Here is a 26632-nt window from a genome sequence, read left to right as displayed (position 1 = left end):
CTGATGCGCATGTACCGCATCAGCGACGAACAAGCATTCAAACTACTCGTGTGGCGCTCCCAGGAAACCAACACCAAACTCCGCGCCCTGGCCGAGCAACTGCTGCGTGAGCTGTCCGCCGTGCCACCGGCCGAGCCCGCCACGGTGTCGGCCTTCGACCACATCCTGCTCACCCTCCACGAACGCATCCCCCACTGACCACATCGCATGGATGTCAGTTGGCCCTCGTGGCGAAACGTGTCAGTAGCGTCTCTCCCCTCGAATGCCCCGGCATGTTCGGATGGCAATTCACGTCGGGGAGGTGCGTCAGGGGATATGCATCAACTGTCGAGCAGAACCGAACAGACGGTTGGCGAGCTTGATGACAGGAAGTCCCAGCGGGATCAGGAGGATCGTCGCGCACAACACCGCACCGAGAATCCACACCACGGTCGCGAGCAACCCGACTACCGTGCCGAGCACGGCCGTCACGATCCCCAACACCACATTGAGCAGGCCCTGTATCGCTCGCATGATGACCTTTCTGTCGTCCAGTCTGCTCCCTTTCCACGCACTCCGCTCCCCCTCTGCCGCTCCCTTCCCTTCCCAGACCCGGGCCACCGCGGCATCCCCCGATCAGGTCTTGCCCGATGCAGTACCTCTGAAGCAGGTCCAGGAGAACCACCTCTGACCCGGTTCGAGCCCTTTCCACCCGAAACCCCCACTCGCACACGGACGCCGGCGTTGCGATGCGCCTGCACTCATGTCCGGATTGCGGTGTCCGCGTGCAAGTGTCGACGCCTCGTTCGGAAAACGAAGAACGATTGGTCACTGCTCGACGTCACTGCCTTCGGCAGCGATCGGCAGCGTGGGGTCGGCGGGGATGCGTTCGTGCAGGGTCAGTAGCAGGTGATCGAACCTGGCCAGGGCCTCCGCCGGGGGCGGCACGCTCGATAGTTCGGCCAGCAGTTGCTCGGCCAGCGCCCGGAGTTCGACCCCGGTCTCCTGCGAGCGCCACCGCAGCAACTGGAAGGCCTGCTCGCTGTTGACCTGATACATGTGCATGAGCACGCCTTTGGCCTGCTCGATCGTGGCGCGCGCGTCCATCAGGCCCGGCAGTTGCGTGTCGAGGGCATACTGCCCGGCATCGGCGAGCGTGCCCGAGAGATCGATGTAGAACCCCGCAGTGCCGACCGGGCGCCCGTCCTCATCGAGGATGCGGTCGGCGACCACCATCACCTGATGCTCCTGGCCGTGGGTAATCGATGAACCGATGCCGGCTCGAGAACGGCTCGCCATGCGCGATGGAACGAGAGATGATCTCGGCGACCTGCTCACGGTCGCCGGGATGCTTGTGCGCCAGCAGCAGATCGGTCGTCGGCTCGACCTCGCCGGGGGCGTAGCCGTGCATCTTGTACACCTCCGGTGACCACTCCCAGCGCCGCGTGGCGAACCAGAACCGGAAACTACCGGTCCACGGGCCCGGCGAGACAGGTGGCCCAGCTGCCCGCCCTCGCGATACGCGGGATGACTCGGCGCGCGAATCCATGACCTGATTGTCCGCTTCGCCCGAGGACATCGACAGCGATGTCGGCCTGAGGTGCGTCAACACCACCGAGGGCGGACGGCAAGGCGTAGTGCTCTGCGTGTTGCAGCGCACTGCGCCTGGAACAGGCATCCTTTTGTCATTCTGGGGTTTGGCCCGATCGCACGGGCATCACCGGGGCGGGCGGTTGTCGGCGATCGCGTCGTCCCCCGCCATGGCGACGGAGGTGCCCCACCGCTACAGCCACAGCTCTGTGCCGGGAAATGCCGGTCGGCGCGATGCGACAAGCACTGTGCGAAGAGTTGCGTCCATCGCAGCCGCGTCTCTGATGCTTCCTTCGGTAAATCCGGTGCGTGCGGGTAGAACGCGCACACGGATCGGCAGCCACCCGAGCGTTGGAGACCACCGTCCACATTCCTCGAAAGAGCTGTTCAACCAGGAAATACCGGGGCTATTACCCACCGTGACACGAATCGAAACTCGGTTCAAGAAGACGACGACAGCCGATCGGTCGTTGAGCCATATAAATTTCATGCCCACTACCAGCTGATATGCGCAATGCACATCACAGGATGTTGTATCACAGTTTAATAAATTACTATTCGGGCAACTCTAGTGTCATGATCATCAACTCACGTAATCGGACCTCGAATACGACGAGCGCGGATCTCACCGGCACTGCTCTGGCGGCGGTCGCGTGCATAATCTTTTTCGTGGGCTTGACCGCATTGACACGGTCGGTGCCCACCGCCGCGGCTGGCGGCGCCGTCCTGGGCGCGGGCTGGGTGATGACCCTCAAGATGCTGGCCGTCCCACACGACTACCGATGAGCTCAGGGCCACCCGCGATCGCCTGCAGGCCTCGGTCCCAGTCGGCGGCAGCCGGTGGCGCGGCCGCGGGCGGCTCCGAGGCCCTTGACGTACCAGCGTTCGGAAAGCGATGGCCAACCGCCGCGGCGCAAGGTCAGTTGTGCTCGGGAACTGCGACGGTGACACTCGACGTGTTCGAGCTCAACTCCAGCGCCCGAGCCTTCTACGCCCGCTTGGGTTTCCGTGAAATCACCCGCCACCTCGACCCCGACACGGGCTTCACCCTCATCACCCTCGAGCTCACCGCCTGACCCACATCGGACAGGCATCACCGAGGCTGGAGGTTGTCGGCGATCACGCCGGGGCATGAGGAACAGATCTACGAACAGTCTCGGCCACGTGCGATGTCGTACCGCGTCGAGCCCTCCTGGGCTGGTTAGAGTCTTTCGCTATGAATCGGGATCGGCGTGAGCGGGTGGTCATGGACGGTGCCGCGGTGGCCTGGGTCCGGGAGGCCGCGCACCGCGATCCCGACAGTCCGACCGCGCGCAGCGGGTTCGCCGATCGTGCCCTGGCCGCGCCGGCGGTCCCGGCCTGGATCCACTGGCTCTACGACCGCAGCCCCGAGACCGCGCGCTTGGCCTACCACCTGCACTACCCCCTCGACGACGGCTATGACGACCGCGACTACCGCGAGGCGCGGATCATCGCTCGCGCCTACCGGGCAGAGAGCGCGGCACGAGCGGTGCAACGATCCCGCCGCTACCACGGCCCCGGCCCATCATTCGCCTACACACCCGAACTGCCCGACGACGACGACTTCTACGCGGCCTGGGACATCAAACAGGAATGGACCGGGCACTGGTACTCTCGCGACCCACGAGAAGCCTGGCCCGAGGTCCACGGCCTCCGATAGTCCCCCCGGCCCCGACGACCATCGTTTCCGGATGTCGGCGGGCCGGTGCGCTACTGGCGGATGTCGAGTGACCAGGTCTTTTCATAAATCCGCGTACCCCCGCAAACCACCCGCCACGCCCATGCGCGGGGCGAATCTGGACAAGGGTCCCGCCCCAGCGTCGCGGTAGTGCACGTGGGGCGTGACCCTCGTATCGGCTCAGCCGTCGGGGGTCGTGTGCTGCGCCGACATCTCAGCGCATACCAACAGATCGGCCTTCTCAACCGCTCGGTGCCCGATCGTGGCCCCCTGATGATGAGGTCGTTATCGGCTCCCCAGCCAGTCCGCCCATGTCGCTGGCGTGTTCGGAAAACGATGAGGCACTAGAGGGCCTGGGGATCATTCACTGCCAGTGGACGGGCTACAGCTCTATCGTCAGCCGGCGCAAGGCGAAGGCGTGTCAGTTGCCGGCTACGCAGCAACGGCCCGCCGTTCAGACCGGAGTCGAGCCCGTGTGCACGACCTCCTGCTGCCACCGGTCCTTCGGCTGCTGATGCAACGTCCAATAGTGCTCGGCGACGAGATCGGGGTCGGAGTCGGTGCCGGGCACCATGTGGCAGTCGACGATGACGGTGGCGACGTGGACCCCGCCCGGCCGGTACTGCTGGTCGAGCAGCGCGGTGAGCGCCCGGAGTCCAGCCTTGCCGAGGGACAGGCTGGCGTAGCGGGCGTCAGGCAGCGGCATGCCGCCGGTGAGCAGGATCGTGCCGCCGCCGTGCCCGGCCATCGCCGGCGCGAGGTGGCCGGCGGCGTCCATCGCGCCGAGCACGTTCACCTCCCAGGCGCGCAGGTGCTGCTCGCGACTCAGCTCGCCGGGCCGGTCGCGCTGGATGATCGCGGCGTTGTAGACCAGCACGTCCGGCACCCCGTGGGCGTCCACCGCCGCGTCGAGGGCGGCCCGAATGGCCAAACCGTCGGTGGCGTCGGCGCGCAGGGCCACGGCCGTCCCGCCGTCCGTTTCGATCGCCGCCGCCAGATCCGCTACCCCCGCACCTCGCGCGATCAGCGCGACCGGCAGGTCCTCGCGTGTGAACCGGCGCGCCACCGCGGCCCCCAGACCCGGACCCGCACCGATGATGACCGCTCCTGACATGGGAATCTCCTTCCGTCGTCCCGTGTTGGATGCCACGACGTTAGGACCTGACATCCATGTCAGGATCAAGCCGGAGTGACGGAGGCCACACATGCAGATCGGGGAGCTGGCGGCCCGCACGGAGGTCCCGGACCGACTGCTGCGGTACTACGAACAACGGGGGCTGCTGTCGCCTCGGCGCACGTCCGGCGGGCACCGCATGTTCGAGGACGCCGACGTGATCCGGGTCGGGATCATCCGCGCACTGCTGGCCGCGGGCCTGAACACCGCGACCATCGCAATCGTGCTCCCGTGCACCGAGTACCGGGCCGGTCAGCTGCACGCGACCTGCCCGGAGATGGCCGGATACCTCGCGCGCGAACGGTCCCGCATGTCGGAGGCGATCAACCGACTGGAACGATCCCGGCAAGCCCTCGACAGCCTGCTGTCAACCTCTGAAGATCAGCCGGTATCCGGGACGTTTGACCTCTGAGAGGTCCACCCTATTGAAGGGCGATCTTCTCCGGCCACGCGGTCGTACGCGCAGCCGATCAAGTCGATCCGCGGCCAACCCCGGCCTGAAGATCAACACCAATAGGTTGCGTCTCGACGTGAGTTGATGGGTGGCACCACACAGTGCCACCCCATCAACTGCGTTCAGGTTCCCTGGGGTCGTCATGGACGCCACCTGGTCGTCCTGCACGATCTCCCGACCGGCGCGATGCGCCACCTTCCGGCGTTCCTCGACGAGCTCGATGCTCGCAGCGTCGAAGTCGCCACCATGCCGATCTACCGCGGCGTGCAACGCGCGCATCTCACCCACCTCGGCGCAGGCTGACCCCGCCCGATCGCGGCAGGACCGGGCGGTCGCGACGGTCATGGTCCATGGCCCGGGCACGAGCGGTTCAGACGAGCAGGACCCGGCGTCCGCGGGTGTGCCCGGCCTGGCTGTCGGCGTGCGCGGACGCGGCCTCGGTGAGGGGATATGACCGGTCGACCGGGATGTGGAGCTTCCCGCGCGCGATGAGGTCGACGGCCGCGGCGAGAGCTTCGGGCATGTTGCCGCCGACACCGGCGAATCGGATACCGAGCATCGGCGCCTCGAGGTCGGCGATGGTGATCACTTTGTCCGGGTCTCCGGTCAGGTCGAGGAGTCCGCGGATGACACCCGCGCCGTTGAGGTCGAGGGCGGCGTCGACGGTGCCGAGCCGGCGTGCTCGCTCCTCCCAACCTGCGTCGTAGGTGATGGCGACGGCTCCCAGGCTTCGCACGTAGTCCTGGTTCGCGGCACCGGCCGTGCCGATCACCTTGATTCCCCGCTCGCGGGCGATCTGCAACACCGCCGACCCGACTCCGCCCGCTGCGCCGCTGACCAGCAGCGTCTGCCCCGGCTGGACGCCGACCAGACGGATGATCCGTATCGCGGTCTCGACCACCGACGGGTACCCCACCGCCTCGGCGAAGCTCAGCCCCTCGGGTATGCGCGCCCAGGAGGACAGGACGGCGAACTCGGCATAGGTGTTCGAACCCCGGCCGAATACGGGCTCACCGACCTCGATGCCGACTACGCCGTCGCCGATCTCGTCCACCACGCCGGATGCGTCCTGTCCGACGCCGGCAGGCAGCGGGATCGGATGAATCCGCCGGAACTGTCCCTCGCGGACCCGCCAATCATGCGGGTTCACTCCCGCCGCCCGCACGGCGATGCGTATCTGGCCGGGGCCGGCGTGGGGCTCGGCCACCTCTACCGGTTTCAGGACTTCCGGGCCGCCGTACTCGGCGAAGCGCATTGCTTTCATGCCTACACGTTATGACTAACGGTTAGCGTTTTGCAACGGTTGTTATTTCGTATCTGGTGGCGCTACCTTCGCTTGCCTAACCGTTAGGAGTTCGAAACCGATGCATTTTTGCAGCTGATAGCATCAAGCGATGACCGTGCCGACCGGGCGTCGTGAGCGCAAGAAGGCCGCGACCCGCCAGAAGATCGCCGACACCGCGCTCGCACTGTTTTTAGAACGCGGATACGACGCGGTGGGCATCCGCGACGTCGCTGCCGAGGCCGACGTGGCCGTCACCACCGTCTTCTCCCACTTCGACTCGAAAGAGGCCCTCGTCTTCGAGCAGGACGAGAACTTCGAGCAGCGCCTCACCCAGGCGGTCACCGGCAGGTCGGCGGACGAGCCACTGATCCCCGCGCTGCGGCACGAGATCCACGCAATGGTGCGGCACTGCGCGGCCGAGGGCGCCGCGCCGATCTGGCATCTGATCGACCGGACACCCGCCCTGCGCGAGTACGAGGAGTCGATGCGGCTGCGCCATGCGAAGTCGCTGGCGGCGGCTATCGCCGCGGACCTCGGCCAGCCGCCCACCAGCACGGCATGCCAGGCGATCGCGCGGTTCGTGATCGACGCTTACTCACTGGCCCGTGAGGCAGCCGATCCACAGGCCGCGGTGGACGAAATCTTCCGGATGATCGAAGCGGCCTGGGAGACCGCCAGACCCGCCTGAGGTTTGCAATGCCGTTGCTACCGCAGCACTTGCCGCTGGACCCCAACGGGCCCAACGCGGACCGGGCCGCCCCCGCTGCCATCGATCTTCGGCGGTATTGCGGCAAAATAGTGCGCTACCGCTGACTACATGCTCAGTTCGTTGAACGGGAACACATCCGGAAACCGCTGGAGGACATCAGGTCTCATCAGCAATATCCGCTTCGCCTCGGCCGGACTCAGCGGCGGGTCGAACATGTCGGTTGCCGGATTGAACACGCCCTCAACTCGGCATGCGCACTGCCGGCGGCCGTGGGGCGCTCTGCTCGTTGATCTTCCGGCACCTGCGTCATGCGGCATTACTTCGCACTCGAGTCGACTGAAGCTAGCGACGGTTAGGCCGGGACGAGGTTGCGGCGAGGACCTGATCGGCGATCTCGTTGTTCAGGGTGACGCGAACCAGCGCCGCGGCCAGGTCGGCGGTGTGGTTTTCGGGGGCGAGGTCGGCCAGTCGCTCCGGGTCGGCGGGGAGTCGGACGCGTTCGGCGCCGCGCAGCGCGCGTTCGTCGAAATGCGGTCGCGCCCAGGTCCATATGTCTTGGACTTCGCGCAGGAAGATATCGCTGCCGGCGGGGCCGATCCCCTGGAACTGTTGCAGCAATTGGGCGGCGCGGGCCGGGTCGTGCTCCGCTTCGTCGGCCAGTTTGCGCAGGTCGCCGCCGTAGCGGTCCAGGATGCGGGAAGCGATATCCCCCAGGCGGGAAGCCGTACTTTCGTCGTAGCGCTTGTAGTGGGCGCGGCCGAGTGCGTCGACCAGTTCCTGCCAGTCGGCGTCGGCGACCCGCTGTGGGGTGCGATATCCGGTGCTGACCAGCTCCTTGGCGGCAGCGACGGCGATATCGGCGGAGATCCTGGTGCTGAGCAATTCGGCGAGCATGAGCAGTTGGAACAGTGGAGCGGGTTTATCGGCCAGGTTTATTCCGGCCTCGGCCGCGTAGCCCGTGCCCGCCCGATCCATCAATGCGTTCACCACGTCCTGCTGAGTCATTGTTTTCTCCCTGCCTCGGTAATTTCAGGCGTACCCGCAGGTAACAGATCGACACAGGCGACGGGTCACGCGGTTTCCAGCACCGCGTTGAGCCGGGTGGTCACTCGAGCGAGCACCCGCCCGGCCATCGCCAGCTCCTCGGCGGAGTTATCGGCGTAGGCCCGCGCCATCGATCCGCGCGGACGCTACTGGAGCGCGGTGCGTGTTCGCTCCGGGTTCGTGTTCGCTGCCGTGTTCACTCCCTCACGGCAGAGCCGACGTCTCGCACGCGTATCGGCGGCGGTTCGGCCATGATGTCGAGGCTGTCCCGGCCTTTCAGCGGGTGGGCCTGGACCACCGCTCGTGTGCCGAGTCGGGGTGAAAGATTGGGCCGGACCGGGGCGCCCCATTCCCCGCCGACCGTCGGCCTGAGGTTGACTCGCGAGACTGACACGATCGGCCGAGATGTTCGGAGAGATGTGTGGTGCTGGGGCACACTCCAGCGCCACAAGACCCGGCCGGAATACTGCGACTCGCGGCGGTAGATCGCGGTGTTCTCGTACCGTCAGGTCCCGCCGATGAGGCCGAATGTGGGGTCCTGTGGCCTTGGAGTTCGCAGGTGTCTGAACGTCCCGTAATGCCGATTCCAGTGTGTTCGAAAGGCCTTTGTCTCGCGGTGATCTCGGCAGCTTCTAGGCGTGCTGTCTCATGTGATTGGCGTCGGCAGTCGGTTGCGGTAGATCGTCAGGCCCGTGAACCAGCCAGCGCAGGAACTCGATCACACTCGATCACCCGCAGCGCACGCTGCGTCGCGAAGAAGGCTGAGCCCCAACAGATGACCCCCTGAAAGTCGGGGCAAACCCCAAATACTGAAAACGCCACGTTTCAGTCGTTCCTGACGGTAGCGTTCCTCGACCCACAAACCTCGGAAACCCGAAACAGGAATCGATGACCACACATTCCCGCCCCGGCCACCGAATCGGCTGGGGATTGACAGGACTGGCTGCGACGGTAGCCACCGTCGCGGCCGGCGCACCCGCCGCATCCGCCGATATTGTCGCGTTCACGATCAATCCTGCTGGTCAAACCTATTACGTCGGAACCTATTACGTTCTCAGCGCAACAACCTCCTACGGGGCGGAATTCGTGAGCTTCTACGACAACGGCGTGTGCATCGGAAGCAATATCTCGAAAGGCAATCCAGAGATCCCGCTCGCCCCGGTCGCGGGTGTGAGCTGGATCCCGTCGACGGCCGGCCGCCACGTCCTCACCACCAATGACGGCAAGAACACCATGGCGATCACACTGGACGTCCAGCCCGCACCCGCCGGATCCACACCGGACACCCCGCGCCCCCGGCCCATCGGTTGCAGCCAGATCGATCGGATGCTCAACACCGGTAGCTCCTAGTACTGCAACGACAGTCGCATGATTCGGTCGCGGCCGACACCGAAACGGCCCGCGGCCCAGGGCGTCCGCTACTGGCGCCCCTCTCGCGCCCCTGAGCGAGCGCCGGGAATCGGTCAGAGCGCCCGCTTCAGCCCGACGTGACTGTTGTCGTACCCGAGCCGCGCATAAAAGGCGTGAGCCCGCTCGCGCACCCGGTCTGTGGTGACCTGCGCGAGCGTCGCACCTCGGTGCCTGCCGTGGTCGTGTGCCCACTCGAGCATCGCGGTTCCGATGCCGCGAGAGCGTTCCGAGGCAGCGACCCGGACTCCCTCGATCTGGAGGCGGGTGGCGCCGCCGCGGGACAGCCCCGGAATGATGGTGAGCTGCATGGTGCCGACGATCCGGTCGCCCTCGTCCCGGACCACGGCCAGATAGTGCGACGGGTCCCTGGTGACGGCGTCGTATGCCTCCTCGTAGCGGGCAATTTCGAAACCTTCGCGGGTACGGCCGATCTCGTCGTCGGAGAGCAGCGCGACCAGCGCTGGCACGTCGGCACGCCCCGCCCGCTGCACACGATAGATCCGGTCGCCGAGTCGGAGCCGACCACCGACCGAAGCCCGTGCCCGTGACTGCAGTCGGGCGATCAGCGTGTCCAGCCAGGCGCCGACGTGCCGCCGGGCTTCGGGAGTGTCCGGATACCGGCAGCGCAGGTGCAGCCCCGCCTCGTCGAGGATGAACCAGAGCATCACGCCGTCGGTTCGAATCGTCGCGCCGACGTACTGCGCCTCCAATCCGGTCGCGTCGACTCGCACCGGCAGCCGACGCAGGTCCAGCCACGAAATCGCGAACATCCCCGGCGCCTCGGGCATCCCGCCCCACGGACGCAGGATGTCCTCCAGTGGCCAGGACCCCATCCGGACGGCCTCCTTCACCGCCTCCGCGCTGGCACGGGGATCGGGGTCGGCCGACTCGAGTACCGAGTTGGTGATGAACCACCCCACCGAGTCGTGCCAGGTGGTGTCGTACCGACTGTGCACCGGAAACACGGCCCGCAGTGCGGTGCCGGCCAACTCGTGGGTCACCTCGGTCATCGCCCCGACCACCAGCGCCAGGGTCGAGACGCCGTCGTCGCGGGCCTGCGCCGAGAACGCGGCGCTGTCGTCGACGTCGAGGACATCGCGCACCTCCACGCGCTCCTCCTGCAACGTCGCCTCACCCAGCGGCAGCGGGAACCGTGGCATCACATCGCCGCTGCCCGCCAACACCTCGGCCCAGCGGCGGTGCACCTCGTCGGGTGCCGGCGGGCGGTCCCGCAGCGCGCGGGTGTGCTCCGCGAAGGCGGGGGCGGGCGGCAACGACGGTGCACGACCCTTCTGCACCGCGGCCAGCGCGGTGAGCAGGTCGCGCGCGATCACCAGCATCGACCACATGTCGACGTGCGCGTGGTCGGCGGCGATCACCACGGTCGGCCCTACCGCGGTCTCGAGCACGCAGAGCCGGTACGACGGACGACCGTACGGTGAGCAAGCACGGTCGAGCACGGCGCGGAGCGCATCGTTGACCGCCTGCCCCGGAGCGATCACATGCTCGACCCAGCCGCCGGGGAGGATATCGACCTCGTGCAGCCGCGGCTCGCCGTCCGCGCCGGGCACGAAGACCGATCGCAGCGTGCCGTGCCGCTCGATCACCGCCAGCCAGGCGGTCGCGAGCTCGTCGGGCGGTACCGGCGCGGAGAGCCTGAAGGACAACGCCATCCAGGATCCCGCTCGGTCGCCGGCGCCGACGTGGCGTCGCTGGTCGAAGGACACGGGAAGTGACCGGCCCAATCGACCCGCAGTGACGTCGAAGCCCAGCAGGCGGCCGAACGGCAGGCGCAAGTGCGCGACGTTGGTCAGCCGCATGACGGTATCCTAGGCTCCTTCCCGAGCGATCGCCGTCTCACCAGCACCCTGGAGCCGCCGTGCCGACCTTCCGTGTTCCCGGCGCCGACCTCGACGTGGAATTGAGCGACGAGGGCGGCCACCCCGTCGTCCAACTCCACGGCCTCACCTCCAGCCGCCACCGCGACCGTCTGATGGACCTCGATCTCGGCCGCGGACTCAGCGGAACCCGACTGCTGCGGTACGACGCGCGCGGCCACGGCCATTCGACGGGCCGTACCGTCCCCGAGGACTATCGGTGGCCGGTTCTGGCCGATGACCTGCTGAACCTGCTCGACCACTGGTTCCCCGGTGAACAGGTGCACGGTGTCGGACCGTCGATGGGCACCGGGACACTGCTGCATGCCGCTGTCCGCGATCCTGGCCGATTCGCCGGCCTCACCCTGCTGGTGCCCGCGACCGCCTGGCGCACCCGCGCCGCGAAGGCCGACATCTACCGGAAGAATGCCCGCTTGATCGAGGAGCAGGGACTCGACGCCTTCCTCGGTGCCGATCTCACCGTGCCTCGCCCGCCGGCCACCGCCGGAACGCCGGAAACCGTGCCGGATGTCGCCGAGCACCTACTGCCCTCACTGTTCCGCGGGGCAGCGATGAGCGACCTGCCCGCCCCCGAGGCGATCGCCGCGATCGAGGTGCCGACCACGGTGTTGGCCTGGATCGACGACCCCGCCCATCCGGTGTCGACCGCCGAGGCGCTGGTGGACCTGCTGCCGAAGGCCACACTGGAAGTGGCGCACACACCGGCCGATCTCGCACGCTGGCCGCGCATCCTGTGTGAGGACGTAGCACGACACGGGTAGGCACGACGCCCCAGCGATTCGTTCTGGGGCCAACCGCCCGATACGATCGCCGGTGCCCACAGCTCGCCGTCGGCCGGTCCGGCTGGGGCCCGAGCGCCCAAATGTACGCTCTGGCTGCACGGAACTGATCGAATCGGTCCCAGGACGGGTGCATAACAGCTGAGCGCCGGCCGGATCTCGTGTGGCGCAGCGCCAGGCCGCACGCCCCGCGCCCGCCGGTGATGCCACCACTGGCGTCGTGAACAATGTTGCGGCACAGAACTATTCGTTGCCATGCACTTGTGTGGCCGGCTCCGCCGGTGGCGGATCACCGGAACGTCAGCAACACATACCGACGCGATCGGGCCCGCGGTGCACGAGCCCCAGCCTGGTACTGAATCAAGGGCACAATAGGCGGTATGAGCCTCGGATATGTGCCGGTGACCGTCGAATCCCCCTGCCGCACTTCACCGGAGACCGCCTTCGACATCATCGAGCCGATCGACCTGACCACCATCTTCACCGGAATGGGACCCCTGCCCGGCGTCGACGGTGTCCGCGACCAGTCCGGGCCATGGGACACCATTGGCAACACCCGCATTCCGGTCCTGTCCGACGGCTCCACGGCCCGCGAACGCCTCATCGCCTATACCCGGCCCCACAGCTTCGCCTACGAAATTACCGATTTCACCGGCCCGCTGCGTCTTCTGGTCGAAAAGGTGCGTGGAGAGTGGACCTTCACCCCGAACGGTTCGGATTGCCTTGTCCGCTGGACTTATTCGTTCCATCCACGCCCAGGTCGGTACTGGTTCATCCGCCTTGCGGTCGCACCCGTTTGGCGGCGCTACGCCACCGCCACCCTCGTCCGCGCTGTCCGCGCCGCCGAAGCAGCACTGTGACCCCCGATTCAGGCTAGGCCTGGGGTGCGACGCCGGTGTCGACGAGTACGGGTGTGAGGTCGACCCCGGGCGGGGGACGCAGGCGGCGTAGGTTGCCGTCGATGCTGGTGACATACAGCGCCCAGTCCTGTCCGTCGCGGGCGATCCGGACCGAGGTCGGGCCGTTGGGCAGCATCGGGCTCGGGGTCTGCCAGCCGGTTGCGATGGTGCAGGTGGAGCCCGTCGCCGGATCCATGCTGTAGACGCTGCCGGAGGTGTCGCCAGCGAGATAGAGCTGCCCGGCTTGGGTGGCCTCGATGTCGTCGAGGCCCGGGAAGAGGCCGTCGTGAACGCCGGCGACCACAGTGGCGGCCGTCGGCGCATCCAGCGGAATTCTCAGCACCTGCGAGGTGAAGTCGTTCTCGGTGTAGATGGCTGTCTGGTCCGCTGTCAGCGCAATACCGTTGGGGTAGGGCGTATTCGACCAGTGCGGGGTGAGTTCACCGGTGGACGGCCGGTACCGGCTCATGCCCACCGGTATGGGAATCGACAGGTGGGAGATGAGCAGGTCTCCGTCGGGAAGCAGCAGCAACCCGTTGGGTTGAACCAGCCCGGTCAACAGCGTGGTCACCGCGCCGGTGGTCACGTTGTAGCGTCGCAGGGTGCCGGTGCCGGTGAACGCGGTGCCGTCGCCGGTCAGGAAGTACAGATCGTCACCGATCAGCCGCAACCCAGCCGGATTGTCCAGACCCGACAGCAGCGCGGTGACCTCGCCGCTGGAATCGACGTGGTACAGGACGCCTTTGACAATGCCGGACACGTAGAAGCCGCCGCCCCCGTCGGGCTCGAGATTCTCCAGACCACCCAGACCCGACGCGAGAATATCGGCTTGCCAGCCCTGCGCGCACGAAGCGCCATCTGTCTCCGCGTGCGCGACCGGAGCGGTCGCGATCAGTCCGGCCACAGCGGCCGCCGCACATGCGCTCGACAGCAACCTATGAATCCGATGAACTGCTCCCACCCTGATCGACATACGGCAGATCCTATCGATGAGACTCGCATCTGCAGTGCCAACTGACCGCTTGACGTTGCCGCGTCACGGAATGCGTTATGGGTTCGACCTGCGAAAGACACTGTCGCTGAGGATGTCTCGCGAACGAAGGTATCCGGACGAACCGAGTACCGCCGGGTCGCATTGGATGCGAATTTCTCGCGTCCGATGCTGAGCGTCGGAGCGCTGCGAATACTGCCTTGATCAGGGCATCTATCCAACTTCGTTGGATTTCGGCGAGCTCTACCGGGACCCCAAGAAGACGCTGTTCGGAAACGATGGCCGACCGCCCGCGGCGGAAGGTCAGTTGTGCTCGGGAGCCATGTTTTCCGTGGCCTATTGATGATGAGGCCGTTGCGGCCGACGTGGTCCGGTCGATGGAGGCGCGGGCCGCGTTTTGTCAGCTGGCCGAGCCTGTGGGGAACAGGTTCGAGGATCCGGTGTCGGCGACCTTCGTGATGTCAACGGTAATGGTTTTGGTCGATGCGCCCTGGGTTGCGGTGAAGGTGTAGGTGCCCGTGGTGGCGGGCGTCCAGTCATATTTCAGCCAGATGCTGCCGTCGTCGGTCCTCGCGACCAGGCGGCCGTTGAGGGTCAGTGATGCGGGGGTGTGCTGGTCCTCACCTACCAACCAGGCGCCGACCAGGCAATATTTCCCCGCGGTGGTGCAGGGGACGAGGCTGCCTACCTCGGGGTTGCCGTACATGGTCTCGGCGGTGAAATCGCCGATTGCCGCCGATGCCGGGGGCGCAAGGAGTGCGGGGAAGAACAGTGCACCTGTGGCGATCGCGGTCAGGGGTGCCAGTCGGTTGATCAAGGTTTCCTCCCGAGCAGGGCCCGGATTCCGCCGGACCCCATATGAAATGCAGTTGTTTCATACTTGGAGTGGGGTGGAAGGGGTGTCAAGACAAAGGAATTGGGGGTGCTCGAACCGCGCTCGACATAGGTTCTTTGCCCGAGGTGCGGACGCGGCGACCCAAGCCGAGGTGTTCGGAAACGATGGTGGGTTCCCAACACGACGGCACCCGAACATGAATCGGCAGGATTGTGGTTCGGGTCCCGTGTCGAAAAGTGTATTGCGAAGTCGGTGTCTGGTTACACGGTCAGCCGGCCTGCTGCCTGTTCGGCGGTCATGAGGTTGATGAAGGCCGAGCAGCTGATGAGCACGTACCGCGCCAGTGCCTGAGTGATCCGTTCGGCGGGCACCGTCTCCCCGCCATGCCGGACTCCGTCCTCGTCGCTGGTCCATCCGTAGAGCTTCGACCACGCGTCCAGCAATGCTGGATGCGCGAAGTTGTCGGTCTTCTTCAGGTGAGTCAGTGCCGCCCCGAGGGTGTTCTTGCCGGTGATCGGTGCCGAGAACGCCTCGACAGCGCTGATGGACTCCTTGATCGAGTTCGGGCAGTCCGGCTGCTCGCGATCGGCGAGAAGGCTCAGCGACGTTCCGCAGATGGTGTGCAGCGGACTGACTTTCGGTGGTCAGGGCTCGCTGATCAACGCGCTCGGCCGGAGGAGACCTATATGCGTGATCGGCGGGTATTCCGACGATGTCGAAAGCCGGTGCCGGGCGCCGTTGCCGGGCAACAAGTTACAGACCGGACGAAACTCCCACGGGCTACAGGTCCAGCGACGCGCGCAGCGCCTCTTCGACCCGCCCCATGGTTTCAGGGGCGGTGCTGGCGACCCGTTCACCCACCCATGGGCGATACAGGCGATGCGTCGCGGCCGTGTTGACCCACCCGCGCTCAGGGATCGGCACGGTCAGCAGGTCACCGTCACCTTCGTCGAGCAGGTCCAGGCCCATGAACCAGGGTCGTTCACTGTCGAGCACCGCCTGGTTGGAGGCCAGCAGCACGATCTTCGTCAGCGCCGCACCGGGTTGTCCGTAATAATGGATGTCCCCGCGCCTCACGCAGCGCCCTTGTCGCGGCGCGTAGCCTCGGCAGCCTCGGCAGCGGCCTGTTCCGCCTCGTATTCAGCGGCCGCGTCCGCCTCGGCGACCGGCTTCATCACCGGCCGGAAGTCGCGAATCGCCTTGTCCCGGCAGGCTTTCGAGATCCACGCCGACGGTGACATCCCGGCCAGGCCGGCCTCGCGTTCGGCGATCTCCCACGCGCTGGACTCCAGCGACAGCGAAACCTTCGTAGTCCGACGAGTCATACCCCCAATCCTACCCGCGACCCGATAAATCCGCGCCCGACGACGTCGCCGTGCCGTCTGCCGACTTCCGGCTACCTGCTCACCGTCCTACAGGCCGCTCGGTTGTCACTCCCAAGGGAGAAAACTCGGTGACCCCCAGTCGAAGCCCTCGGCCACGGGATCGGAAACCTGCCTACCGCGCGGCCGCCGTGGCAGCGGCCGCAGGCGTGCTCGGCCCGGCCGGCCCGCATACCACCGGCCCCCTCGGGGCCGCGACGTGCAGCTTCACCTACGCCCCGTTGGCCATCGCGATGATGACGCTGCGTCCGACACCCTGCTCACCACACAAGCACCGGACCGCGCGGCCCGAGCGAGATCGCCCCACAGCCGTTGATCTACGGCGAAGTCGCTGCGCGACGGCAGAGTCGGATCGACAGGTTGTCACCTGATCACCCCGCCCCGCGCGGTTCCGCCGAGGCGAACTCTGTTCTCGAAAAATGAAGGAGCGGAATACATTTGCGAGTTATACGGTGGAAAGGTGAGGACAGAAGCCGCCGTCTTCGTTGGCGGTGGAACACACCACAGAGCGACCTGTTGATCAACCCGCGAAACACCGTTGCCGGAAGGACGTTTTCGCAGGTAGATAGTGTCGCGCGTAGCGAAGATTCCGGCGTAACTCAACGTTAACTCCATACTGCGCCGCGTAACGGTGCGAGCACGCAGCCTGGCCTCATGCACGATCATCGACAGCACCGGGCTCCGGTTGCGGACATCGACAACCGGTCCTGCCGTTCGAGGCTCCAGAGTGGAGTCGACCAGGTGATGCCCGGGTCCGCCCAATTGGCGGGGCGGCGGGTGCGCGACCTGTTGCGGGCCGAGATTCGCCGGGGCGCTTTCGTCGACGGCCGACTGCCGTCCGAATTCGAGCTCATGGCGCAACATCAGGCATCGCGGGAGGCGGTGCGCGAGGCGCTCGATCTGCTGCGCCGCGATGGACTCGTAGTACGACGGCGAGGAGTCGGCACCATGACGGTCCGGGAGGAGTACGTGGTGCCGGGTGTCCTACCGGCACAAGGCAACTTGTTCGAGACATATCTCGCAGACGGTCACATCACGCCGCGTGTTCTGCGCTGGACCTGGATTCCCGCTCCGCTTGCGGTCGCCACTCGACTCGACGGCGTCACGGTCGACGAGGACTGCCTGTGCATCGATTACGTCTTGCTCATCGATGACCGACCGATGGCGGTCTTCACCAACTACCTCCGTTCCCCGGAGGCGTCGAGAGTCGACCAGGAAGAGTTTCGCACCGACTTCTATTCGCTGCTGCATTGCAGTGATGTGGCTGTCGCGGGCTTCGACCTGTCCGTGCAGGCCGTCGCGGCCGACGAGTGCACCGCCAGACTGCTGGAGATTGCGCTGGGTGAGCCGATTCTGCTGTGGGAGCAGACGATTCGCGACTCGGACGGCCAGGCGGTCGACTATGCCCTCGGCGCTCTTCGCGGTGACGTCGTCATGAAGTTCGGTGACATACCCCGCATCGATCTGACTCGATCGCTGACCCCGCAACCTTGCCGATGAGGACACCCATGACCACGACCACCCGGATCACCACCGTCACCGATGCCGCAGCGGCACTGCGCCACGGCGAGACCACCGCAAGTGAGCTCCTCGAACAGTGTCTGGCCGCCGCCGACGCCCTCGACGACCGCATTGGCGTGTACCTGGCCCGATTCGACGATCTCGCTCGTGACCGGGCCGCCCGGGTCGATGCCAAGATCGCAGCCGGACAGCCGCTGGCACCGCTGGACGGAATCCCGTTGGGCATCAAGGACATTCTCGCCAGCACGCACGGACCGACCACTGCCCAGAGCCAGGTGCTCGACTCCGCGTGGGGTATGGCCGCCGGTGACTCCGCGGTGGTGGAGCGGCTCGAGCGCGCCGGTGCAATCATCACTGGCAAGACCACCACCATGGAATTCGCCGTCGGCGTACCGGATCCGGACAAGCCCTTCCCGATTCCACGCAACGCCTGGGACACCGAGCGTTGGGCGGGCGGGTCGAGTTCCGGATCCGCCAGTGGCCTCGCGACCGGCATGTTCCTGGCGGCCATCGGTACCGACACGGCCGGAAGCATCCGAATCCCCGCCGCGTTCAAGGGAACCACCGGGCTCAAACCCACCTTCGGCCGCGTACCCAAGTCCGGCGTGGTGCCGTTGGGCTACACCCTCGACCACGTGGGACCGATGGCCCGCAGCGCGGCCGACTGCGCCCTGCTGTTGTCGATCGTCGCCGGGCACGACCCCGCCGATTCCTACAGTGCGACGGCACCGGTCGACGAGTACCCAGGCGCACTCACCGGCGATCTCGGGGGCCTCACCATCGGAGTCGACGACCTCGACCGCTACGCCAATGCCGGCATCGACCTGATCCAGCCGCAGCGGTTCACCGCCGCCCTCGATGTCCTCGCCGCGGCCGGGGCCCGCCTCGTCCCCGTCGAAGTTCCGATGTACCCCGAGGTGGTGGCGATCGATGTCGTCGTCATGCTGGCCGAGGCCCATGCCTACCACCGTTCGCCACTGCGCAGTCGCTGGATGGACTACGGACGGGCCACCCGAATCGTCCTGGCGTCCGGTTCGGAAATCTCCGCCTCGGATTACCTACAGGCACAACGCGTCCGGCGGATCGCCGCGACCCGGATGGCCGAATTGCTCAACGACGTCGATCTCGTTGTCACTCCGACCGGACACCTCGGCGCACCGCGACTCGACGCCATCGATCAGTTTCAGCCGCTGGATGTGCTCGCATCCCTGCACACCCCGTACTGGAACCCGCTCGGCAACCCCACCCTCGCCCTCCCGATCGGACTATCGGCGGACGGGACGCCCCTGTCGATGTCGATCAGCGGCAAACACTTCGACGAGGCGACCGTGCTCCGCGCCGGCGACGCCTACCAGCGCCGCACCACCCACCATCTGGCCATCCCCACCAACCGGTGACACACGACTCGGAGCCGACGATGACCGAACCGACGACCTGGTCCCCCGACCCCGCCGAGAACAACGCGATCGAAAACCTCGGCCGGGCCCTGCACACGATGACCGAACTGCTCCACCGGGTGAACGATGCCCAATACCTCGACCCCGCAGGGGGTTTCGACAGCCTTCGCTGACAGATCGAGCTTGGCCGAAGCACAGCGCCGACCGAGCACCGACGCCGCCGTCAACCCCCGTGCTCGCAATCCGCAGGGGCATCGAAGAGCACATCGACACCTTCACCGAGCACGTCACACACGATCCGGTCGACGGCCTCGGCGGTGTCGGTCAGGTCGGCGTCGGCCTTGCGCGCCCATCGCCGCACGGCCGCATGGGGCAACTCGATGATCAGCAGAGCCAGCCGTTCCCGATCGGCCCGGCTGCGGCAACCCAGCCGATCGCCGAGTTCCCTTACGGCGTCATCGATTCGGGCCTGCTGCGCCGCAGCCACGTCGCGGGATTCGGCACTCCACTGCGCGGACCCGAAGGCTTCCGGACCCGCGAGCAATACCGCGGCCTCCGTCGGATGCCGTCGCGACCAGTCGGTCACGTGATGCGCGGCCCGGATCGCAGCTTGCTGCGGAGGGTCGATACGCAAGGCGTCGAGGAACCCGCTCTGGAATCGATCCACGCTCCGCAGCCACAAACGTGCCAGCAGCGCCGCCCGGTCGGGAAAGCGATAGTAGACCGAGCCGCTCGGCGCGCCCACGGCGGCCGCAACCGCGCTCATGGTGACCGCCGCGGCGCCGTGGGACGCGGCCAGCTCGGCAGCGGCGTCCAGTAGCGAGTCCAGAGTGTGCGTGGGCTTCCTTGACACGCATTAGAGATTACCCTCTAATTGCAATTAGAGAGCACTCGCTAAATGAAAGGCCCGGATCATGGTGAGCAATATCCACAGTCGAGTTATCGCAGCCGATGCTCAGGCGGTGGGCCGGCTGCTCGACACGCTGGCCACCGACGACGACCGGCTGTGGCCGATCCAGCAGTGGCCCGCCATGCGGTTCGATCGCCCGCTGGGAGTCGATGCCATCGGCGGCCACGGGCCGATCCGCTACACCTGCGTCAAATACGTCCCTGGGCGCGAGGTGAAGTTCCGGTTCCATCGCCCGGCCGGTTTCGACGGGACGCACGGATTCGTCGTGGAAGAGCTGGACGCCGCACACACTCGCCTGACGCACGAGTTGATCATGCGAACCCACGGAAAAGATCGGTTCGCCTGGCCTCTCGCGTGGCGCTGGCTGCACGACGCCCTATTGGAAGACTCCCTCGACCTCGCAGAGACCGCACTGGTTCCGGGGACGACGCCGAAGAGCCGCCACAGCCGCTACGTTCGCTTCCTGCGCGCGCGGATCCACAGCGATCAGGTCCGCAAGGACAGAGCCCACCAGTAGTCCCACCGGACGATTCGACATTTCACGCGTACGGCTGGGCGGCCAGCACGGCACGGGCCAGATCGAGGGAGGGTGCGATGGCGGTCATTGAGCGGCTCCGGATTCGTTGGTGTGGTTGGGAACGCATGGCTTCCCGGCCTGCGAGCCGGCGTGGCGTTGCTCGGCGCCTGACCCGTTATGCCCGCCAATCCGGCAATCACCGCGGCACCGGATATCCGCTGCTGCGGTTGCTGACGGTGGTGGCCTGCGGCACCCGCACCGTCGACGCCGTGTTCGGCCCGGCCGGCATCGGCGAAACCAGCTACGCGCCAACGCTTGTCCGCTACCTACGACCGGGCATGCTGTTGCTGGCCGACCGCAACTTCGCCGTCGCCACCCTGATCGGGCAGATCGCGGCCATCGACGCGGACCTGCTCATCCAGTCCCGACCGCGCCAGCTTCACCATCGCCCTGCACACCGCCCGCGACATAGTCATCCAGGCCGCGAACATCGTCGCCGGCACCCGCCTCGACCTGGTCGAAGCGATCGGCCGCGCTGTCCTGACCCAACTCCTACCAGCCCGCCGCACCCGCGTCAGCCCCCGGATCATCGAGCGAGCCAGCTCCAAATACCGAGCCAGGGCAGGTGACGACCGCACCAACTACCAAGCCGACACCACCATCACAGTCCTCGAACCAGCGACTCGACAATTTCGACCCTAACTACCCGGCATCGGAACTGGCCTGGCACAAACCACAACTGACATCGACGGCGGACCGCCGCCGCCGAGCGCGCGGACCCGCCGTCGACCATTCGCGTGATCGCCGATATGGTGCGCCGACAGCGGTTGCGGCACAGTCGGATTCGGCGTTATTCCAGATCGCGTCGGGCTGTCGTTATTCCTGAGGGGGCAGCCCGACGAGTCTGCAATACGCGTCGGCGATCGACGCGGGATCGAGCGAGCCGTCGTGGTGATACCAGCGATGGCTTTCGCTGACCATATTGAGAATCGCGAAGGTAATCACCGATGACGGTGCGTCCGGGAGCTGCCCCAGCGCCTGCACCTTTTCGACGACGCCCCGGACGGTGGCAACGAATTCGCGCTCATCGCGCTGGACTTGTTCGGCCACCGTCGGTTCCAGCCAGCGCTGCTCGCTTCGGTAGACGGCGAAGGTGAGATGGTTCGTGATCACCGCGGAGGTGAACCGGGTGATGATCGCTCGCAACTGGGTGACCGGATCGCTGCCCGCCGCCAAGCCGTCGTGCAACGCTGTCGTCATATCCCGATCGACCTGTAACGCGATCTCGCGCAACAGGTCTGCCTTCGATCCGACGTAGTGATAGATGGATGGCTGGCTGAGGTCGAGCTTGGCCGCGATTTCCCTGGTGGTTCCCTTGCTGTACCCGCGAGCAGAGAAGACAGCGGCGGCGCCGTCGAGAATGCGCCGCCGTTTGTCCTCCCAGGCCGATTCCCCTTCGACCGGCGTTGACGCAGCCACGCGTGGGCCTCCCACCATAGTTCCTCCGAAGTCGAACAAGTCAGCTTAGCCCGCACAACGATCCGGATAGCGCGCCCCACCGCCGGCCGGGTGCCGGAACACCATCACATGTCTGCTGCCATTTTGCGCAGAGCGACCCGATCTATCTTGTTCGCAGCGGTTTTCGGCAATTGCCCGACCACCCGGATATCTCGCGGCTGTTTGTAGTGTGCCAAATTCGCCGCGCAGTAGTCGGCCAGCTCCACCCGGTCGAGGACCACGTCACTGTCGACCACGATGAACGAGACGGGACGCTCGCCACGCCGTTCGTCGGGTGCACCCACGGTGGCGGCGTCGAGGATTCCCGGGAAATGGCACAGGGTCTCATCGATCTCGCGTGGATAGACGTTGAACCCGCCAACGATGAGCATGTCCTTCTTTCGATCGACGATGAACAAATAGCCGTCCTCGTCGAGATGGCCGATATCGCCGGTATTGAGCCAGCCGTCGGCGAAGGCCCCGTCATTGTGCGCCCGATCGTGGTATCCGATCGTCATGTGCGGTGCCCGAACCCGTATCTCGCCGGCTTCCCGAGCATTCGCGAACCGGCTCGGATCGTCTGGATCGGCCACCCGGATCTCGACTCCGGCGGCGGGCAGCCCGACCGAACCCGATCGTGCAGGTGTGTCCGAGCGATTGCAGGTGATCGGCGCGAGTTCGGTCATGCCGTACGCCTCGCGGATCGCCACGCCGGTTCGGCGCAGCCAGCGATCGTGCAGGGCGTCGGAGAACCGCGACCCGCCGCCCGGACAGACACGCACGGTGGACAGGTTCGCGCGATTGGTGTGCTCGCTCGAGAGCAGACCGGCGTAGATCTCGGCCGGACCACCGCCGAACACGGTGACTCGGTGATCGCGGAGGGCGGTGGCCACCGCATCGGGCTTGAATCCCTGGCAGATCACCACGGTGGCCTGTCCGTAGACCGGGTTGAGGACACCCATCAGCAAGCCCCAGATATGAAACGAGGGCGCTACGTTCAGCCACACCTCGGCGCCGGGTCGGGTCGGCCAGCATGCCTCCATGCCGAGGACGGTGAGCATCAACGTGCGGTGGGTGTGATCGACGCCTTTGGGCACGCCGGTGGTGCCGCCGGTGAACATCATGGTCGCCAGCCGATCCGGCGGGGGCAGCTGATCGTCGCTGATGGTGAGTGTCTCGTCGCCGCACCATGATTCGAGGGCCAGCTCGCGGGCACCGACCACGATGAGTTCGATGCCGAGCGTCTCTGCCGCGGCGGAAACCTGATCGGCGGCCTCGGCCGCGGCGAGCACCACCGTCGCCTCGGATCGTTCGAGCAGCAGCCGCAGTTCCCGGCCGGTGAAGCCGGGGTTCATCAGGGCTACCTGCGCACCCGCCAGCCAGGTGGCGAAAATCGCGGCCGACAGCTCGGGGCCGTTCGGCATGATGACCGCGACCGCGCGTCCGGCTACGACCGATCCGGCCAGGCGGTGTGCCAAACCCACCGCCGACCGACCCAGTTCGGCGTACGTCAGTGTCCGGTCACCGCAGACGATCGCGGTTCGATCGGGCGCATCGGTCATTGCCCGGCGCAGGCATTCGACCACGCTCGGGGACGGCGCGCGTTCCGGGCGGGCCGTCATCTGCTCGGTAGTCACAGCGGCCACCACAACCTCCAGTAAAGCGAAGACAGATCTTGTCGAGTTCTTGCAGCGGGATCAATCGAGAATGCTCGCGACGGGATGCGCGAATCGGGGAACCGTCTCCGCTCTGATCTCTGCCAGTGCCGCGTCGTATTCGGCGCTGAGCACGCAGATGACCTCGGCTACCGATTCCGGACCGCGGACCGCGCCGACGCCTTCCCCGGCCGACCACACATCCCGCCACGCCTTGGAATCGGCGATCGCACCGGAGAAGTCGATGCCGGCCATGCCGCCGGACAGCGACCGATGCCGGTCGAGACTCGCGGTGAGCCAGTTCGCGGCGACCCCGGTCACGCTGTCGGAGGTGGTGATGTCCGCGATCGTCGCGTCGATCACCATCCGCCGGTGGCCGTGGGCCGCGCGGCTCTCGGTGGTCGCGAGCAGCCGGGTGCCGATAGTGACGATGTCGGCGCCCAGGACGCGCATGGCGAGAATGCCCGCGCCGGAGGACACCGCCCCGCCCGCGATCAACGGTCCGTCCCAGAATTCGCGAATCGCGGCGATCAGCGAAAAGGGGCTGTATTTGCCGGTATGTCCCCCAGCCCCCGAGCAGACGGCAGCCAGACCATCAGCACCTGCGGCAATGGCTCGCCTGGCCTGTTCGGGTGTGCTGATATCGGCGAAAACCAGTCCGCCCCAGCGATGCACGGCGTCGAGGGCACGCTGAGGAGTCCCGAGCGCGGTGATCACCAGTGCCGGTGCGGCCTGGTGCAGCAGGGCCAGTTCGGCATCGAGCCGATCATAGGTGCGGTGCACGATGAGATTGACCCCCCACATGCCCCCACCGGCTCCGGCAGTGATGCCCTCGAGCATGGCGCCCAGATCATCGATGGTGCGCGCGTTGGCGGCGGGAAATGTTCCGATGACTCCGGAACGCGCTGCGGCGGTGACCATCTCGGTGCCCGACACCAGAAACATCGGGGCTGCCATCACCGGGATCCGCAGCGATTCCACGAGGTCGGCGAATTGCCGATTGCCGGATTCCATGTTCCTCTTCCGATTCGTCATTGCACTACGCCAATTTCCGGTCGATCCGCCGCCTGCAGCGCCGCGCGGGCACGACGCACGAGATGCGGCGCGTCGAGGGCCAGCACGGCCGTCGGCCGCCCGCCGCGAGTCCAGGTCACCGCCCGTCCGGAGCGGGTGTCCGTGCGGATCTCGGCCATGTCCGCCCGGCCGTGACGGCCGATGTAGTGCAGGCTGTGGCCGAGCTGGTGTGACCAGAAGTAGGGCAGCGGATCGTAGGACTCGTCGGCACCAAGGATGTTCCGGGCCGCGATCTGCGCGGAGTCGGCCGCGTGCTGCCAATGTTCGAGATGCATCGCGCATCCGTATCGGGCCGAGGGCCAGGCGATCGCATCGCCGGCCGCGTAGACGCCGGGCAAGCCGGTACGCAAGTGGTCGTCCGCGGTGATGAACCCTGCCGGATCCAGGCCGATCGGTGAACCGTCCAGCCACGTTGTCGCCGGCGTCCCGCCGATCGCGGCGACCACCAGGTCGGCGGCGCGACGGCTGGAATCGCTGAGTAGCACTCCGGTGGGGCTGGTTTCGACGACCTGGAGCCCGGTCGTCAGCCGGATGCCGCAGTCGTCGTACCACCCTCGGATCTCGTCGAGCACCGAATCGGGCACGGCGGCCAGAGCCGGGCCGAAGTCGGGGCCGATGACCGAGACCCGGCAGCCGGCGGCCGCGGCGGCCGTGGCCACCTCGGCCCCGATCAAACCCGCGCCGACTATCAGCACCCTGCGGCCTGCGGTGAGTTCGGTACGCAGCCCAACGGCGTCCTCGAAGCTCCGCAGGACCCGAGCCGCTGGCGCGCCGTCCCCGCTCGGCAGTCGGCGCGCCCGCAGGCCGGGGGCGAGCACGGCGGCGTCGAACGGGAATCCTCCTGCTGTGGTGAGGATTTCACGCGGCCGGATGCCGACCGCGACGGTTGCGGTGCGCAGTTCGATCTCGAGATCGGCGAGGTGGGGGCTCAGTGTGGGCTGCATCGGCTGTCGCGCCAACAGTTGCTTCGACAGCGGCGGACGATCGTAGGGGTCGCTCGACTCCTGTGTGATCACCGTGAGCCGACCTTGGAAGCCGTACGAGCGCAATGTCACTGCCGCGGTGTGCCCGGCCAGACCGCCGCCCACCACGACCACGCTGTCCGGCCGCGTCACTGCTTCGCCTCGCTGGTTGAGCCTGCGGCCCGCCGCCCGCGCACTTCCAGCCCGCCGTCGCTGGGAAAGACCGCACCGGTGACGAATCCGGTGTCGGCCGGGCAGGCCAGCGCGACGTAGAGACCGGTATGGTGTTCGGGCTCACTGACGAATCCGAGCGGGATCGTCCTGGCGATGCTGTCGAGCAGCCGCGTCTCCTCGCGCAGGTGGCGGTCGCCACCCAGACCGGTCACGCCGGTCAGTCCCGTTCGGGTGGCCCCGGGCGCGATGCCGTTGACTCGCACGTCGGGCGCGAATTCGTAAGCGAGTTGCCGGACCAGCCCGACCACCGCGTGCTTGGATGCCACATACAGTGCGCCGCCGCCACCGGCGTAGGTTCCGCTCGAGGAACTGGTGAGGATGATCGAGCCTCGGCCGCGACGCAGTGCGGAGCTCGCCGCCCGGACGCCGAGCAGATAGCCGAGCACGTTGGTGGCGAAGAGTTCGTGAAAATTGCCGGGTAGCTGTGTGAGTTCCAGCTCGTCGAGCTTCGCGCCGTAGTCGTACACTCCAACGTTTCCGACGTAGATATCCAGCCGTCCGAACGTGTCGAGCGCGCGTTCGGTGGCCGCGAGGTGCGTGGCGGGATCGCGGACATCGCCGACGACGGCGGCGACCTGTCCGGAGCAGGCGTCCTCCATCGCCTTCGCGAGTCGTTTATCCCGTTCCAGCACAACAACTTTCGCTTTCTCGCGCACGTACCGTTCGACCACGGCGCGCCCGATGCCGTCACCGCCGCCGGTGACGAGGGCGACCCGCCCTTCCAGTCGGCCCATCAG

32 protein-coding genes are annotated in these 26632 nt (G+C 66.7%); 13 read left to right on the top strand and 19 right to left on the bottom strand.

The genetic code is table 11. From position 1 onward, the window contains the following. Positions 1-198 (top strand): ANTAR domain-containing protein (locus ABZV44_RS38835; protein WP_354848085.1); only part of this gene is annotated, 198 nt, incomplete at its 5' end. A 108-nt stretch (positions 199-306) separates the two neighbouring features. On the opposite strand, the gene ABZV44_RS38830 is transcribed toward ABZV44_RS38835, so the two are convergent. From ABZV44_RS38830 to ABZV44_RS38820, 3 genes are all read right to left on the bottom strand, one after another. Then, positions 307-513: a hypothetical protein gene (locus ABZV44_RS38830; RefSeq protein ID WP_354848082.1), complete on the bottom strand. Its 207-nt coding sequence runs from the start codon at positions 511-513 to the stop codon at positions 307-309. Between the two features lie 294 nt (positions 514-807). Beyond that, on the bottom strand, positions 808-1215 hold the full coding sequence (locus ABZV44_RS38825; RefSeq protein WP_354848079.1) for an ANTAR domain-containing protein: 408 nt from the start codon (positions 1213-1215) through the stop codon (positions 808-810). After that, positions 1187-1390, bottom strand: coding sequence for a PAS domain-containing protein (locus ABZV44_RS38820; RefSeq protein WP_354848077.1), 204 nt, complete (start codon positions 1388-1390; stop codon positions 1187-1189). The genes ABZV44_RS38825 and ABZV44_RS38820 overlap by 29 nt, the downstream gene beginning before the upstream one ends. A 1123-nt stretch (positions 1391-2513) precedes the next feature. Between ABZV44_RS38820 and ABZV44_RS38815 the strand changes: the two genes are divergently transcribed. Together ABZV44_RS38815 and ABZV44_RS38810 are read left to right on the top strand one after the other, a co-directional pair. Next, positions 2514-2645 (top strand): hypothetical protein, encoded by a 132-nt coding sequence (locus tag ABZV44_RS38815; RefSeq protein WP_354848074.1) that lies wholly within the window; start codon positions 2514-2516, stop codon positions 2643-2645. A gap of 140 nt (positions 2646-2785) precedes the next feature. Further along, positions 2786-3250, top strand: coding sequence for a hypothetical protein (locus tag ABZV44_RS38810; protein WP_354848071.1), 465 nt, complete (start codon positions 2786-2788; stop codon positions 3248-3250). 472 nt (positions 3251-3722) lie between these two features. On the opposite strand, the gene ABZV44_RS38805 is transcribed toward ABZV44_RS38810, so the two are convergent. Beyond that, positions 3723-4382 carry an SDR family NAD(P)-dependent oxidoreductase gene (locus tag ABZV44_RS38805; protein ID WP_354848068.1) on the bottom strand — a complete coding sequence of 220 codons (660 nt, stop codon included), beginning with the start codon at positions 4380-4382 and terminating at the stop codon, positions 3723-3725. Between the two features lie 91 nt (positions 4383-4473). Between ABZV44_RS38805 and ABZV44_RS38800 the strand changes: the two genes are divergently transcribed. Both ABZV44_RS38800 and ABZV44_RS38795 read left to right on the top strand, forming a co-directional pair. Then, the gene (locus ABZV44_RS38800) at positions 4474-4854 is read left to right on the top strand and encodes a MerR family transcriptional regulator (protein ID WP_354848065.1); all 381 of its coding nucleotides are present in this window, start codon (positions 4474-4476) and stop codon (positions 4852-4854) included. A gap of 126 nt (positions 4855-4980) precedes the next feature. Beyond that, on the top strand, positions 4981-5199 hold the full coding sequence (locus ABZV44_RS38795; RefSeq protein WP_354848062.1) for a hypothetical protein: 219 nt from the start codon (positions 4981-4983) through the stop codon (positions 5197-5199). 67 nt (positions 5200-5266) lie between these two features. On the opposite strand, the gene ABZV44_RS38790 is transcribed toward ABZV44_RS38795, so the two are convergent. Then, positions 5267-6160: an NADP-dependent oxidoreductase gene (locus ABZV44_RS38790; protein ID WP_354848059.1), complete on the bottom strand. Its 894-nt coding sequence runs from the start codon at positions 6158-6160 to the stop codon at positions 5267-5269. A 130-nt stretch (positions 6161-6290) separates the two neighbouring features. On the opposite strand from ABZV44_RS38790, the gene ABZV44_RS38785 reads away from it, so the two are divergent. Next, complete coding sequence (locus tag ABZV44_RS38785) at positions 6291-6869, top strand: helix-turn-helix domain-containing protein (protein WP_354848056.1); 579 nt, start codon at positions 6291-6293, stop codon at positions 6867-6869. A 363-nt stretch (positions 6870-7232) separates the two neighbouring features. Here the strand turns inward: ABZV44_RS38785 and ABZV44_RS38780 are convergent, their stop codons facing one another. Next, complete coding sequence (locus ABZV44_RS38780; protein ID WP_354848053.1) at positions 7233-7895, bottom strand: endonuclease; 663 nt, start codon at positions 7893-7895, stop codon at positions 7233-7235. A 927-nt stretch (positions 7896-8822) separates the two neighbouring features. Between ABZV44_RS38780 and ABZV44_RS38775 the strand changes: the two genes are divergently transcribed. Further along, on the top strand, positions 8823-9284 hold the full coding sequence (locus ABZV44_RS38775; protein WP_354848051.1) for a hypothetical protein: 462 nt from the start codon (positions 8823-8825) through the stop codon (positions 9282-9284). Positions 9285-9397: 113 nt separating this feature from the next. Here ABZV44_RS38775 and ABZV44_RS38770 read toward each other — a convergent pair whose 3' ends face one another. Then, positions 9398-11164, bottom strand: coding sequence for a GNAT family N-acetyltransferase (locus tag ABZV44_RS38770; RefSeq protein ID WP_354848048.1), 1767 nt, complete (start codon positions 11162-11164; stop codon positions 9398-9400). 59 nt (positions 11165-11223) lie between these two features. On the opposite strand from ABZV44_RS38770, the gene ABZV44_RS38765 reads away from it, so the two are divergent. Continuing rightward, a complete protein-coding gene (locus ABZV44_RS38765) occupies positions 11224-12003 on the top strand; it encodes an alpha/beta hydrolase (protein WP_354848046.1) in 780 nt (259 codons plus the stop codon). Positions 12004-12401: 398 nt separating this feature from the next. Further along, the gene (locus ABZV44_RS38760; protein ID WP_354848043.1) at positions 12402-12881 is read left to right on the top strand and encodes an SRPBCC family protein; all 480 of its coding nucleotides are present in this window, start codon (positions 12402-12404) and stop codon (positions 12879-12881) included. Positions 12882-12894: 13 nt separating this feature from the next. Here ABZV44_RS38760 and ABZV44_RS38755 read toward each other — a convergent pair whose 3' ends face one another. The 5 genes from ABZV44_RS38755 to ABZV44_RS38735 form a co-directional block, all read right to left on the bottom strand. After that, complete coding sequence (locus ABZV44_RS38755; protein WP_354848040.1) at positions 12895-13893, bottom strand: hypothetical protein; 999 nt, start codon at positions 13891-13893, stop codon at positions 12895-12897. A gap of 418 nt (positions 13894-14311) precedes the next feature. Beyond that, entirely contained in the window at positions 14312-14728 is a 417-nt protein-coding gene (locus tag ABZV44_RS38750) for a hypothetical protein (protein WP_354848039.1), read from the bottom strand. A 278-nt stretch (positions 14729-15006) separates the two neighbouring features. Beyond that, positions 15007-15189: a hypothetical protein gene (locus ABZV44_RS38745; RefSeq protein ID WP_354848036.1), complete on the bottom strand. Its 183-nt coding sequence runs from the start codon at positions 15187-15189 to the stop codon at positions 15007-15009. Positions 15190-15526: 337 nt separating this feature from the next. Then, positions 15527-15823: a hypothetical protein gene (locus ABZV44_RS38740; protein WP_354848033.1), complete on the bottom strand. Its 297-nt coding sequence runs from the start codon at positions 15821-15823 to the stop codon at positions 15527-15529. Continuing rightward, positions 15820-16071 (bottom strand): hypothetical protein, encoded by a 252-nt coding sequence (locus tag ABZV44_RS38735; protein ID WP_354848031.1) that lies wholly within the window; start codon positions 16069-16071, stop codon positions 15820-15822. Before ABZV44_RS38735 ends, ABZV44_RS38740 begins: the two co-directional genes overlap by 4 nt. 801 nt (positions 16072-16872) lie before the next feature. Here ABZV44_RS38735 and ABZV44_RS38730 point away from each other — a divergent pair. Genes ABZV44_RS38730 through ABZV44_RS38720 form a run of 3 tightly spaced genes read left to right on the top strand, consistent with a single transcriptional unit; the run spans position 16873 to position 19219 of the window. Beyond that, positions 16873-17628: a GntR family transcriptional regulator gene (locus ABZV44_RS38730; RefSeq protein ID WP_354848028.1), complete on the top strand. Its 756-nt coding sequence runs from the start codon at positions 16873-16875 to the stop codon at positions 17626-17628. An 8-nt stretch (positions 17629-17636) separates the two neighbouring features. After that, on the top strand, positions 17637-19046 hold the full coding sequence (locus ABZV44_RS38725) for an amidase (protein WP_354848026.1): 1410 nt from the start codon (positions 17637-17639) through the stop codon (positions 19044-19046). A 20-nt stretch (positions 19047-19066) separates the two neighbouring features. Continuing rightward, positions 19067-19219 (top strand): hypothetical protein, encoded by a 153-nt coding sequence (locus ABZV44_RS38720; RefSeq protein WP_354848023.1) that lies wholly within the window; start codon positions 19067-19069, stop codon positions 19217-19219. Between the two features lie 50 nt (positions 19220-19269). Here the strand turns inward: ABZV44_RS38720 and ABZV44_RS38715 are convergent, their stop codons facing one another. Further along, positions 19270-19899, bottom strand: a complete 630-nt coding sequence (locus tag ABZV44_RS38715) for a TetR/AcrR family transcriptional regulator (RefSeq protein WP_354848020.1) — start codon at positions 19897-19899, stop codon at positions 19270-19272. A gap of 61 nt (positions 19900-19960) precedes the next feature. Here ABZV44_RS38715 and ABZV44_RS38710 point away from each other — a divergent pair, with 61 nt between their 5' ends. Continuing rightward, positions 19961-20473, top strand: a complete 513-nt coding sequence (locus ABZV44_RS38710) for an SRPBCC family protein (RefSeq protein ID WP_354848017.1) — start codon at positions 19961-19963, stop codon at positions 20471-20473. 326 nt (positions 20474-20799) lie between these two features. Here the strand turns inward: ABZV44_RS38710 and ABZV44_RS38705 are convergent, their stop codons facing one another. The 6 genes from ABZV44_RS38705 to ABZV44_RS38680 all read right to left on the bottom strand — a co-directional run bounded on the left by ABZV44_RS38705 (position 20800) and on the right by ABZV44_RS38680 (position 26629). Further along, positions 20800-20976, bottom strand: coding sequence for a hypothetical protein (locus ABZV44_RS38705; RefSeq protein WP_354848014.1), 177 nt, complete (start codon positions 20974-20976; stop codon positions 20800-20802). 373 nt (positions 20977-21349) lie between these two features. Beyond that, positions 21350-21952 (bottom strand): TetR/AcrR family transcriptional regulator, encoded by a 603-nt coding sequence (locus tag ABZV44_RS38700; protein ID WP_354848011.1) that lies wholly within the window; start codon positions 21950-21952, stop codon positions 21350-21352. Positions 21953-22056: 104 nt separating this feature from the next. Next, positions 22057-23607, bottom strand: a complete 1551-nt coding sequence (locus ABZV44_RS38695; RefSeq protein ID WP_354848008.1) for an AMP-binding protein — start codon at positions 23605-23607, stop codon at positions 22057-22059. 60 nt (positions 23608-23667) lie between these two features. Then, positions 23668-24660: a nitronate monooxygenase gene (locus ABZV44_RS38690; RefSeq protein ID WP_354848006.1), complete on the bottom strand. Its 993-nt coding sequence runs from the start codon at positions 24658-24660 to the stop codon at positions 23668-23670. Further along, positions 24657-25814 carry an FAD-dependent oxidoreductase gene (locus ABZV44_RS38685; protein WP_354848004.1) on the bottom strand — a complete coding sequence of 386 codons (1158 nt, stop codon included), beginning with the start codon at positions 25812-25814 and terminating at the stop codon, positions 24657-24659. Before ABZV44_RS38685 ends, ABZV44_RS38690 begins: the two co-directional genes overlap by 4 nt. Further along, the gene (locus tag ABZV44_RS38680; protein ID WP_354848001.1) at positions 25811-26629 is read right to left on the bottom strand and encodes an SDR family NAD(P)-dependent oxidoreductase; all 819 of its coding nucleotides are present in this window, start codon (positions 26627-26629) and stop codon (positions 25811-25813) included. Before ABZV44_RS38680 ends, ABZV44_RS38685 begins: the two co-directional genes overlap by 4 nt. Positions 26630-26632: the final 3 nt, after the last annotated feature.

It is taken from the genome of Nocardia sp. NPDC004860 (assembly GCF_040609015.1).
Lineage (GTDB): Bacteria > Actinomycetota > Actinomycetes > Mycobacteriales > Mycobacteriaceae > Nocardia.
This window is presented reverse-complemented; position numbering and strand designations above follow the sequence as displayed.

What these genes read in the sequence shown, in the direction of transcription:
- ABZV44_RS38830 (WP_354848082.1), bottom strand. Translation starts at nt 513, where the DNA reads ATGCGAGCGATACAGGGCCTGCTCAATGTGGTGTTGGGGATCGTGACG.
- ABZV44_RS38825 (WP_354848079.1), bottom strand. Translation starts at nt 1,215, where the DNA reads ATGGTGGTCGCCGACCGCATCCTCGATGAGGACGGGCGCCCGGTCGGC.
- ABZV44_RS38820 (WP_354848077.1), bottom strand. Translation starts at nt 1,390, where the DNA reads ATGCACGGCTACGCCCCCGGCGAGGTCGAGCCGACGACCGATCTGCTG.
- ABZV44_RS38810 (WP_354848071.1), top strand. Translation starts at nt 2,786, where the DNA reads ATGAATCGGGATCGGCGTGAGCGGGTGGTCATGGACGGTGCCGCGGTG.
- ABZV44_RS38805 (WP_354848068.1), bottom strand. Translation starts at nt 4,382, where the DNA reads ATGTCAGGAGCGGTCATCATCGGTGCGGGTCCGGGTCTGGGGGCCGCG.
- ABZV44_RS38800 (WP_354848065.1), top strand. Translation starts at nt 4,474, where the DNA reads ATGCAGATCGGGGAGCTGGCGGCCCGCACGGAGGTCCCGGACCGACTG.
- ABZV44_RS38795 (WP_354848062.1), top strand. Translation starts at nt 4,981, where the DNA reads ATGGGTGGCACCACACAGTGCCACCCCATCAACTGCGTTCAGGTTCCC.
- ABZV44_RS38790 (WP_354848059.1), bottom strand. Translation starts at nt 6,160, where the DNA reads ATGAAAGCAATGCGCTTCGCCGAGTACGGCGGCCCGGAAGTCCTGAAA.
- ABZV44_RS38785 (WP_354848056.1), top strand. Translation starts at nt 6,291, where the DNA reads ATGACCGTGCCGACCGGGCGTCGTGAGCGCAAGAAGGCCGCGACCCGC.
- ABZV44_RS38780 (WP_354848053.1), bottom strand. Translation starts at nt 7,895, where the DNA reads ATGACTCAGCAGGACGTGGTGAACGCATTGATGGATCGGGCGGGCACG.
- ABZV44_RS38775 (WP_354848051.1), top strand. Translation starts at nt 8,823, where the DNA reads ATGACCACACATTCCCGCCCCGGCCACCGAATCGGCTGGGGATTGACA.
- ABZV44_RS38770 (WP_354848048.1), bottom strand. Translation starts at nt 11,164, where the DNA reads ATGCGGCTGACCAACGTCGCGCACTTGCGCCTGCCGTTCGGCCGCCTG.
- ABZV44_RS38760 (WP_354848043.1), top strand. Translation starts at nt 12,402, where the DNA reads ATGAGCCTCGGATATGTGCCGGTGACCGTCGAATCCCCCTGCCGCACT.
- ABZV44_RS38755 (WP_354848040.1), bottom strand. Translation starts at nt 13,893, where the DNA reads ATGTCGATCAGGGTGGGAGCAGTTCATCGGATTCATAGGTTGCTGTCG.
- ABZV44_RS38735 (WP_354848031.1), bottom strand. Translation starts at nt 16,071, where the DNA reads ATGACTCGTCGGACTACGAAGGTTTCGCTGTCGCTGGAGTCCAGCGCG.
- ABZV44_RS38730 (WP_354848028.1), top strand. Translation starts at nt 16,873, where the DNA reads ATGCCCGGGTCCGCCCAATTGGCGGGGCGGCGGGTGCGCGACCTGTTG.
- ABZV44_RS38725 (WP_354848026.1), top strand. Translation starts at nt 17,637, where the DNA reads ATGACCACGACCACCCGGATCACCACCGTCACCGATGCCGCAGCGGCA.
- ABZV44_RS38720 (WP_354848023.1), top strand. Translation starts at nt 19,067, where the DNA reads ATGACCGAACCGACGACCTGGTCCCCCGACCCCGCCGAGAACAACGCG.
- ABZV44_RS38710 (WP_354848017.1), top strand. Translation starts at nt 19,961, where the DNA reads ATGGTGAGCAATATCCACAGTCGAGTTATCGCAGCCGATGCTCAGGCG.
- ABZV44_RS38690 (WP_354848006.1), bottom strand. Translation starts at nt 24,660, where the DNA reads ATGACGAATCGGAAGAGGAACATGGAATCCGGCAATCGGCAATTCGCC.
- ABZV44_RS38680 (WP_354848001.1), bottom strand. Translation starts at nt 26,629, where the DNA reads ATGGGCCGACTGGAAGGGCGGGTCGCCCTCGTCACCGGCGGCGGTGAC.